This window comes from Actinomycetota bacterium, assembly GCA_035540895.1.
Taxonomy (GTDB): Bacteria; Actinomycetota; JAICYB01; order JAICYB01; family JAICYB01; genus DATLFR01.
In genome coordinates, this window is record DATLFR010000101.1 from 1 (window position 1) to 5254 (window position 5254).

General features: G+C 72.9%; 4 protein-coding genes. All 4 read right to left on the reverse strand.

What is annotated here, in order from left to right; genetic code table 11:
* Positions 1-262, reverse strand: a 262-nt coding sequence (locus VM840_05815) for a hypothetical protein (protein ID HVL81093.1), incomplete at its 3' end; no start/stop codon positions are given.
* A gap of 62 nt (positions 263-324) precedes the next feature.
* A complete protein-coding gene (locus tag VM840_05820; protein ID HVL81094.1) occupies positions 325-2028 on the reverse strand; it encodes a fatty acyl-AMP ligase in 1704 nt (567 codons plus the stop codon).
* A 144-nt stretch (positions 2029-2172) separates the two neighbouring features.
* Complete coding sequence (gene pknB, locus VM840_05825; protein ID HVL81095.1) at positions 2173-4023, reverse strand: Stk1 family PASTA domain-containing Ser/Thr kinase; 1851 nt, start codon at positions 4021-4023, stop codon at positions 2173-2175.
* Positions 4024-4069: 46 nt separating this feature from the next.
* Positions 4070-5254 (reverse strand): PASTA domain-containing protein (locus tag VM840_05830; GenBank protein HVL81096.1); only part of this gene is annotated, 1185 nt, incomplete at its 5' end.

Here is a 5254-nt window from a genome sequence, read left to right on the forward strand (position 1 = left end):
CCCGCTCCTCCACGTCATCGGGGGAGCGCAGCAGCACGAGCCCGGACAGGATCAGCGCGAGCGCGGCGACGCCGGCCAGGGGCGCGGCCAGACGTGGGCGGTCCGCGTCCAGGTCCTCATCCGTCCGGGGACGGAAGACGGCCCAGGGGTCGTCGCCCCCGGTAGGTGCCTCGGGGGCGGGAGGCCGGCGGACGCCCCACGCGAGGACGGCGGCCGCGATCGCGGCCAGCGTGCCACCGGCGATGAGCGCGTACGCCACCACCTCCCGAAGGTATCACCCCAGGTGGCACTACGCGACAGAACTTAACAGCTGTAACAGACGGGTCAGACGGTGGAGGTGTCCGGCTGCTGGGTCAGCGTGCGTCCGGCCGATCCAACGGCCTGCTGGATGAGCTGCCCGGCCTCGTAGAGCCCCCTCGTCAGGCGCCGCTGCAGCTTCCCGGACGGCGTCTTCGGCAGGGAGCCGGGCCGCAGCAGCACGACGTGGTCGGCGGCGATCTGCATCGCGCGCCGCACCTCGCTCGCCACCTGCTTGGCGAGCCCCACCGCGTCCTCGCCCTCCAGCCGGGTCTCGGCCACCACGACGAGCCCCTCGCGCGCGCGGCCGAGCGTCCCGAACGCCACCGCGTTGCCGCGGCGGACGCCGGGGACGCTCGCCGCCACCCGCTCGGCGTCCTCCGGATAGAGGTTGCGTCCGCCGACGATGATCATGTCCTTTATCCGTCCGGTGATCACGAGTCCGTCGGGTCCGATGAGTCCGAGGTCCCCGGTCCTGATCCAGCCGTCCTGCAGGACCTTCGCCGTCTCCTCTGGGTCCTCGAAGTAGCCGGCCATGATCGCGTTGGAGTGGACGCACACCTCGCCGACGTGTCCGTCGGGCAGCCGGTTGCCCTCCTCGTCGCGGATCTCGATCTGGACGTCGGGGATGGGGCCCCCGACGGAGACGAGGGGGCGCGCGCCGGGCGTCCCCGGCTCGACCTCGACCGCGACGCCGTCGTGGGCGAGCCGCTCCGAGTCGACCCACCGCGGTGGACGCATCTGACCGGGGCGGGGGGCCGCCACACCCAGCGTGGCCTCGGCCAGGCCGTAGACGGGCAGGAGCGCGCCCGGGTCGAGGCCGTGACGCTCACCTGCTTCGGCGAGATCGGCCAGGGTGTGGGCGTCCACCGGCTCCGCGCCGTTGGCCATGATCTGCATCGATGAGAGGTCGTACGGCTCCGACGCGTTGCGCAGGACCCGCGTGATCAGCCCGTAGGCGAAGTTGGGCGCCGCGGTCACCGTCCCGCGGAACTCCGACATCGCCTGCACCCACACCTTCGGGGACGAGATGAAGACCTCGGGTGGGATCAGGTAGGTCTTGAAGTCCCCGAGCATCGGCCACAGCGTCATGCCGATGAGTCCGAAATCGTGGAAGAGCGGGAGCCAGGACACGGCCACGTCGTCGCGCGTGAAGTCGACCTGCTTGCTGCCGGACCGGGCGTTGAGGATCAGGCAACGGTGCGTCAGGACGACCCCCTTCGGGCGGGCGGTCGACCCGGACGTGAACTGGATGAGCGCCGGATCGTCGGGGTCGGGGTCGACGGGCTCGACCTCGGTCTCCCGCTCGGTCAGCTCGTCCCATGAGGCGGTGGGGGAGACGATGTCTCGCAGCCCCTCGATGAGGTCGAAGCGGGGGTCCATCGCGAGCGCCTTCAGCCGCCCCTTCTCGGCCCGCGACCGGACCTCCTCCACGAGCGCCTCGGGGCTCGTCAGCCGCATCGGGACGGCGAGCGGCACCGCGACCGCGCCCGCGTACCAGGCCCCGAAGATCGCCGCCACGAACCCGGGTGTGGTGGACCCCAACAGCCCGACCCGATCACCGGGCTGGACCCCGAGCTCGCGCCAGGCCCCCGCCTGTCGCCGGGCGATGCGGCCCAGCTCCCCGTACGTCCAGCTGTCGACGATCCCCGAGCCGTCGAGGAACGTGATCCCATGGTCGCTCGAGGCACGCGCCTCCAGCGCCTCGCACAGGTTGCGGAACTCGGTCACGGCAGGACGCTCCCTCTCTAGGTGTGGTCGGCCCTCAGAGTAGTGCAGGTGCCGGGGCCGGTTCTCGTCGGGTAGGGTACCCGCCGCCGCGCCGGTCCACTCCAGCCGCGGGTGGGGGATCCGAAGGGATGGGCGTCGGTGTGGTCAGCCCGCGTAGTGCAGGTCGATCCGCGTTCCCTTGCGGACCTCGGTGCCGGCCGGGGGGTTCTGCCCCTGGACCTCGCCCTTGGGCTTGCCCGACCCCGGCACCGCGTACTCGTTGGCGACCACGAGCCCCAGCTCCCGGGCCTTGGCCTTCGCCGCATCGAGGGACATCCCGACCAGCGACGGCATCGCGAAGGCCCTCGGCCCCCGGGACACCACGACCTTCACCCGCGACCCTCGGACCGCCCTCTTGCCCGACGACGGGTCGGACCGGATGATCTGGTCGAGGGCGACGGAGTCGGAGAACTCGTCGACGCGGTCGTAGACGAGCCCGGCCGCCTCGAGGGCCGCCTTGGCCTGCGCCGGGGTCTTGCCCGACACGTCGGGAACGGTCACCAGGTCGGGACCCTTGCTCACCACGAGCGAGATCTCGCTGCCGCGCTCGAGCTGGCCCGCGTCGGGGGCGGGGTCCTGCGCCGCGACCGACCCGGCCGCGATCGTGTTGTGGAAGGCCTCTTCGACGTTCCCGACCTCGAAGCCGGCGCGCGCGATGAGGTCCTTCGCGTCCTCGAGGGACTTGCCGATCACCGTGGGGATGGTCAGGAACTCGGGCCCCTTCGAGGTGAACATCCTGACTGGGGTGCCGCGCCGCGCCCGGGAGCCGGGTGCGGGGTCCGTCCGGACCACGGCTCCCCGGTCGACCGAGTCGGAGAAGACCTCCTCGATCGGTCCGGGAGCCAGCCCCGCGCTGCGCAGAGCGTTCGTCGCCCTCTCGGGGGTGGCTCCGGCGACGTCCGGGACGTCGGTCATCCAGGGCTGGAGCACCGCGCCGGCCGTGGCCGCGCCCGAGACGAGTAACAGGACGAGGGCGACCAGGACCCACCGACGCCGGCTGCGGCGTCGCTCACGCGGCCGGGACCTGCTCCCCAGCTCGAGCGGGGGCAGGACGGTGGTGGGCATCGAGACAGCGGGCAGGACGACCTCGTCGGTGTGCTGCAGGTGCGTCGGGAGCGCCGACTCGCCCAGGGCGTGCGAGAACGAGCCGGCCGACCCGAACCGGTCGGAGGGGTGGAGCGCGGTCGCCCGAGCTACCGCGCCGTCCACGTCCGGGGAGATGCCCGGGGAGGGCACGGACGCGGTCAGGCGCGCGGCCGCGATCGCCGCCGGGGTCTCGCCGGTGAAGGCGGGGCGCCCCGTCAGCATCTCGTAGGCCATGATCCCGAGCGCGTAGATGTCCGCCCGTCCGTCCACGTCGCCGTCGGTCAGCTGCTCCGGTGCGATGTAGGCAACGGTCCCGAGGGGAGCGTCCGAGGTGAGCCGGGCCGCCTCGGGACCGAGGGCGCGCGCGACGCCGAAGTCCACGACCTTGACCTGGCCGGCTCCCGTCAGCAGCACGTTCTCCGGCTTGATGTCGCGGTGGACGATGCCTCGTTCGTGCGCGTGGTCGAGCGCGGCGGCCACGCCTGCGACCACCGACCGGACCGTGTCCACGTCGAGGCGTCCGAACCGTTCGACCAGGTCGCGCAGGCTGGTCCCCTCGACGAGCTCCATCACCATGTAGGCGCAGCCGTCCTCGGTCCCCCAGTCGTGGACCATCGCCACGTTGGCGTGGTTGAGCCGGGCGGCGTTCTGTGCCTCCCGTCGGAAGCGCTCGACGAACCCGGGGTCCGTGCCGAGAGCGGGGTGCATGAGCTTCACGGCCACGGGCCGACCCAGCACCTCGTCGGTGCCGCGGTACACGACCGCCATGCCCCCGGCGGCGATGCGCGCGTCGAGTCGGTAACGGGAGCCGAGACGGCTCCCTACGCGGGGATCGGTGCTGGTCGCTGTTTCACCCATGAGCGCGCTCATCGTACCCGGCTCCTGTGGCAGTTGTTAGCTTCTGAGCGGTTCTGAGCTACCCAGCCGCGTAGTAGATCTGGACCCTGCTGCCCTTCGAGACCTGCGTGCCGGGGGCGGGGGACTGGCCCTGGACCTCGCCCGCCGGCCGCCCCGAGCCCGGGACGGCGTACTCGTTGGAGACCACGAGGCCCATGGACTGCGCCTTCGCCTTCGCCTCCGTGCGGGACATGCCGGTGAGGCTCGGCATCGCGAAGGTCGCCGGACCGCGCGAGACCACGATGGTGACGGCCGACCCCCGTGGGACCTGCTTGCCGGGGGCGGGGTCCGTACGCAGGACCACGCCCTCCGCGACCGTGTCAGATGCCTCCACGCGTTCCGCCCACTTCAACCCGGCGTCGGAGAGGGCCTTTCGGGCGGCGGACCGTCCCGAGCCGACCAGGTTCGGGATCGTGACCGCGTCCGGACCCTTGCTCACCACCAGGTCCACGGCCGTGCCTCGCCGGGCGCGCCCTGCCGCCGGCTCCTGGGAGACGACCGCGCCCGCCGGGACCGACGCATGGAACTCCTCGCTGACCCGTCCCGGCTCGAACCCGGCCTCGGTGAGCGCGCGGCGCGCCTCGGCCAGCGTCTTGCCGGTGACCGCCGGCACGTTCACGAGCTCGGGCCCCTTGCTCACCACGAGGTCGACCCTCGTGCCGGGCCGCGCGGGCTCGGTGGGGGAGTGGGAGACGACCGCGCCCTCGGGAGCGGCCTCGTCGAAGATCTCCGAGGTGGAGCCGACCTCGAGCCCCGCCTCCCGCAGCGCCCTCTTCGCGGCCTCGACCTCGAGCCCGACGATCGCCGGGATGGCCACGGGCGCAGGGCCGCGGGAGGCGACGACGACGATGGGAGCCCCTGGGCGGGCCTGGGCCCCGGAGGAGGGGTCCGTTCGGATCACGAGCCCCTCGGCGACTTCGTCCGACCACTCGAGCCGCCGCTCGACCGCGAACCCCGCTCCGACCAGCGCCTCCTCGGCCCGTTCCACCGAGGCTCCCGTGACATCGGGAACGTCCACCAGCCGGACGCTCGGCGCGGCCACGACGGCCGCGGCCAGCAGGAGCATGACCAGCGAGCCCATCGCGACCGGCCACACACCCACGCGGACCGGGCCCCGTGGGAGCCGGACCCGGGCCAGGGCGCCGAGCAGGACGGCGGTCACGGGGGCGAGCAGGCGGTAGAGCTGCTGCTTGAGGGTCGGTCG

What these genes read in the sequence shown, in the direction of transcription:
- pknB (HVL81095.1), bottom strand. Translation starts at nt 4,023, where the DNA reads ATGAGCGCGCTCATGGGTGAAACAGCGACCAGCACCGATCCCCGCGTA.